The 4,511-nt window shown below is 48.7% G+C and carries 4 protein-coding genes and 1 tRNA gene; all 5 read right to left on the bottom strand.

What is annotated here, in order from left to right; genetic code table 11:
- The coding region (adhP, locus tag Q0E49_RS07870) for an alcohol dehydrogenase AdhP (protein ID WP_295747797.1) at positions 1–593 on the bottom strand (593 nt) is incomplete at its 3' end.
- A gap of 287 nt (positions 594–880) precedes the next feature.
- Complete coding sequence (locus Q0E49_RS07865) at positions 881–1,825, bottom strand: phosphoglycerate dehydrogenase (protein WP_295747794.1); 945 nt, start codon at positions 1,823–1,825, stop codon at positions 881–883.
- 104 nt (positions 1,826–1,929) lie between these two features.
- A complete protein-coding gene (locus tag Q0E49_RS07860; RefSeq protein WP_295747792.1) occupies positions 1,930–2,673 on the bottom strand; it encodes an amino acid ABC transporter ATP-binding protein in 744 nt (247 codons plus the stop codon).
- Positions 2,674–2,685: 12 nt separating this feature from the next.
- Positions 2,686–4,149: an ABC transporter substrate-binding protein/permease gene (locus Q0E49_RS07855; RefSeq protein ID WP_295747789.1), complete on the bottom strand. Its 1,464-nt coding sequence runs from the start codon at positions 4,147–4,149 to the stop codon at positions 2,686–2,688.
- Between the two features lie 228 nt (positions 4,150–4,377).
- Positions 4,378–4,451: transfer RNA gene (locus Q0E49_RS07850), tRNA-Pro, on the bottom strand.
- Positions 4,452–4,511: the final 60 nt, after the last annotated feature.

Genomic DNA, 4,511 nt, shown 5'->3' with positions numbered 1-4,511 from the left:
TCGTTACCATCAACGGCGATCACGTGAGCACCAAAGACGTTGTGGGCAAATTGAATACCCAGGTTACCAAGGCCACCAGCACCAACGATCGATACCCACTGGCCTGGCTTGATGTCAGCAACCTTCAGGGCCTTGTACATCGTTACCCCGGCACAAGTCAGAGAAGTTGCTTCGACTGGGTCCAAACCTTCCGGAACCTTAACGGCGTAGTCAGCCGGAACAATACATTGTTCAGCCATTGCACCGTCGGCAGTGTAACCAGCGTTCAGAACGTTACGGCAAAGAGTTTCGCGCCCAGTCAGGCAGTATTCACAGTGGCCACAGCCCTTGAAGAACCAAGCAATTGATACGCGGTCGCCAACCTTAAGGCTAGTAACACCTGGGGCAACCTTTGAAACACGGCCAACACCTTCGTGACCGATAATCCGACCTGGCTTCTTACCAAAGTCACCGGCAGCACAGTGAAGGTCGGTGTGGCACAGCCCACAGTATTCCATGTCAACCAGAGCTTCACCCGGCTTCAGATCGCGCAGCTTAACATCCTTAACAGTAACGTACCCATCAACTGGGTCATTGATAACAGCAGCCTTCATCAGTTAAAATCTCCTTTTCAAGTTAAGACTTTATCTCTACGCCCCATATATTAGCAGAGTGAAAACCCTTTTTAAAGTGAAAATTTGAACAAAGACAAAATATTTTCAAACCAGTCACCTAACTAGTGGCTAAGCACTGATTATCACTGGTTTTCGAACACTTAGACCACTTTGTTAACTTTTTCACTTACCAGAAATAAGTAACGCTATTTAGCATTGATAATGCACAAATGCACAAACTTCACCAACAAAAAACCTACCAGCTTAGTCAACTGGTAGTTTACTCTTTAGCTCAGCTTATTCACCGGCCACAATGGCTTCTTCCCAGCTAGTACCCGCACACATTCACTCGCGGCATCTACCGCCATCCGTGCCATGCACTCCTTGGTGTTCGAAGCAATGTGCGGCGTCAGTAAAACATTCTTCGTAGACCGCCATGGGTTATCAGCAGGCAACGGTTCCTGATCATAAACGTCCACGGCAGCACCAGCAATCTGGCCACTGTTTAACGCTGCCCGTTCAGCATCCTCATCCACCAGGGCTGCCCGGCCAAAATTAATCAGGTAGGCATCCTTTTTCATCATCGCAAACTCCCGCTGGCCAAAGCCATGCTTATCAGCTGGTGTCACCGGCATGTGCAGGCTGATAAAGTCACTTTCGGCGATTAATTCATCACGGCTTACAAATTCGATATTTGCTGCTTCATCCGGGTGCGGGGTGTAACTGATGATTCTCATCTCCAAGGCAGACGCCTTTTTAGCCACCATCCGGCCAATCCGGCCAAAGCCCATAATTCCCAGCGTCTTGCCGGCCAAGTCAACTCCCTTGTTGGCAACCGCAGCATCCCAGTTATTATCCTTCATCAAGTTAATGTCCTGCGTGTAATTTTTCGATAGGTCAAAAATCGCTGCCAGTGTCGTTTCGGCTACCGTTGAGGCATTAGCATTGGGGGTAATCGTCACCCAAATTCCCTGCTGACCAAAATAGTCCTGGTCAACGTTATCGTAGCCGACCCCGTGGCGGGCGATAATCTTCAGGTTCGGCAGCTTGGCAGCCATCTCGTTGGGAAATGGATCGACCATTTCCACAATTCCGTCCACATCTGCAGCCTGGCTAGCAATCGTCTCCGCTAGCATATCAGGTAATTCCACTACTTCCATCCCGTGATCGCGGAGATAGTCCTTCCCTTCCTGCGACAAAAAACTTGGGATAGCAACTTTCTTCCCCATCATTCCTGCTTCCTTTCTCAAAATTGACTTTATTGACTATCATACTCACTTTTCCCGTTAAAAAACAACAAACTGCCGTGGCTTTTACCACGGCAGCCTTGGTTAAACTAAGCCTGGAGGACCTTATCCAGAAAGTTCTTTGTATCTTCGTGTTGGGGGTGCGCAAAGACGTCTTCCGGTTTACCTTGTTCACGGATGACCCCGTCGTGAAAGAATACCAGCCAGTCAGCGACCTGCTTGGCAAAGCCCATTTCGTGAGTGACAACAATCATCGTCATCCCCTGGTTAGCTAAGTTGCGCATTACTTCGAGAACGTCGCCAACCATTTCGGGGTCCAACGCACTGGTTGGCTCATCAAAGAGCATCACGTCCGGGTGCATTGCCAGAGCGCGAGCAATCGCGACCCGTTGCTGTTGACCACCAGAAAGCTGGGTTGGATTGGCGTAGGCCTTTTCCTTCAGCCCAACTTCGTCCAATAACCTAAGTGCTGTCGCCTCAGCCTTCTCCTTGCTCTCGCCCTTCACTTCCACCGGTGCCAGCATGACGTTATCAATCACGTTCATGTTGGGGAAGAGGTTAAAGTGTTGGAAAACCATCCCGATGTTTTCGCGAACCTTATCCACGTTAACATGCGGATCAAGGAGGTCGTAGCCGTCAACGTAGACGTGTCCGGACTGCGGTGCCTCCAGCTTGTTAATGCAGCGGAGAAAAGTTGACTTCCCCGAGCCGGAAGGGCCAATCATGCAGACTACCTCTGATGGTTCGACATCCAGGTTAATCCCCTTCAACACTTCGTTGTTGCCAAAACTCTTATGCAGATCCTTTACTTGTACTTTATACCTCGAATCCATCTGACACCCTCCTTAGTTGCTCATCTTTTTCTGAACATAATTAGATAACCAGGTCAGCAGGGTCACAATAATGATGTACATGACCCCGATAATCAACCACATCTTGAACCCTTCCATGTTGCGGGCAATGATAACCGTCCCGGTTTCCGTCAGTTCCATCACCCCAATGGCCGACAGGATCGACGTATCCTTCAATGTAATAATAAACTGGTTGACCAGTGACGGAATCATTAACTTGAACCCTTGGGGTGCGATAACCTTCCGCAGGGCCTTGTAGTACGGCATCCCCAAAGAACGGGCTGCTTCCCACTGTCCCTCATCAACGGCGTTAAAGCCACCCTTGACGATAGCGCCGACGTAAGCCCCTTCGTCCAACATCAGGGTTAATATCCCGGCAGTAAACAGCGGAATTTTGTGGCCAATGACCGATGGCATCCCGATGTAGATAAAGAAGGCCAGCACCATCATTGGTAAACCACGGAAGATGTAAATAATAACGGTTGATAAACCATTGAGGAACTTGTTCTGGGCGATACCAAGCACACCAAGGATCGTCCCGAAGACCAAGGCAGCAATGATCCCAACAACCGCTAGGATAATCGTCTCCTTCAGCCCTTTCAGCAAGGCATGGGAGTTATTCTTTATCAAGCCCCAAATTGTCCGTTGAGAAGCATTATCAACGTGGGTCGCATTCGACTTGGTGTACTTGTTAATGATTTTCTTCATCCGCCCGGTCTTGTTCAACCAGGCAATCCCGTTATTCATCTTGCGTTGCAGTTCCTGGTTTTGCCCCTTCTTGAAGCCGACAGCCACCGGCGTCGTGTACTCTGCCTTCTTGCTGACCACCTTTAACGGCACCCCGTTTTTGATCGAATAACGAAGGACCGGCTCGTCATCGAACACGGCAGCCGCCTGCCCGATCTTAACGTCGTTGTACATCGTGTTGCTGGACTCAAAGTACTTAATCTTGTAACCGTACTTTTTTTGGTATTTTTGGGCCATAATGGCGGCGGAAGTCCCGGATTTCGCATCCACCTGTTTGCCCCGTAACTGCTTCACCGAGGTGATATTGCTATCCTTGGCCACGGCCATGACCACCCCGTCGTTGTAGTAAGGCGTTGAAAAGTCAAATTTTTGTTTCCGCTCGTCAGTCACACTCATCCCGGCCATGACGGCATCAACCTGACCGTTTGACAGTGCCTGCAAGTCACCGTTAAAGCTCATAATCTTAAAACGGTACTTGAAGTGCTCGTGCTTAGCAATCTCGCGAAGGATTTCAATTTCGATCCCCGGATTCTTGCCAGAATATCCACCATTTTTGTCCTGAATTGAAAAAGGAGCAAAAGTGGTGTTAGTACCAATCGTGTAAGTCGGTTCGGCGTGAACCGTCCCCGTTTTGAACCATAGACCAGTAACTACCGCGAAAACAAACGTTAAAAATACCGCTAATATGCGGTGCTTCCCGCGAACTCCCATCGTCATGTCTCCTTTTCATTAGAATTCTCTAAGATAATAATGATAATTTATCATTAATGGGACACGAAAAACAATGGTGGGTGCACAATCGTTGGTATATCCAAGATGATAATGCTTTCAGGCAGTGTTTTCCCAACCAACGCATTACCAGAAACTTAAAATAATTAAGTGGCAAATTACTACTGAAACACAAAAAAGCCGCGGTCTGAAACCGCGGCTTTAACTGTATCGGGATTACACGATTCGAACGTGCGACCTCTTCGTCCCGAACGAAGCGCTCTACCAAGCTGAGCTAAATCCCGATGAATGCACCCAGAAGGAGTCGAACCTTCAACCTTCTGATTCGTAGTCAGACACTCTAT

The sequence above is a fragment of the uncultured Limosilactobacillus sp. genome (assembly GCF_934202235.1).
In the GTDB taxonomy this organism is placed as follows: domain Bacteria; phylum Bacillota; class Bacilli; order Lactobacillales; family Lactobacillaceae; genus Limosilactobacillus.
The sequence above is the reverse complement of the archived record's forward strand: the minus strand, read 5'-3'. Positions and strand labels throughout refer to the sequence as shown.

Excerpts from the sequence above, each read along its gene's own strand:
- Q0E49_RS07865 (WP_295747794.1), bottom strand. The coding sequence starts at position 1,825 with ATGATGGGGAAGAAAGTTGCTATCCCAAGTTTTTTGTCGCAGGAAGGG.
- Q0E49_RS07860 (WP_295747792.1), bottom strand. The coding sequence starts at position 2,673 with ATGGATTCGAGGTATAAAGTACAAGTAAAGGATCTGCATAAGAGTTTT.
- Q0E49_RS07855 (WP_295747789.1), bottom strand. The coding sequence starts at position 4,149 with ATGGGAGTTCGCGGGAAGCACCGCATATTAGCGGTATTTTTAACGTTT.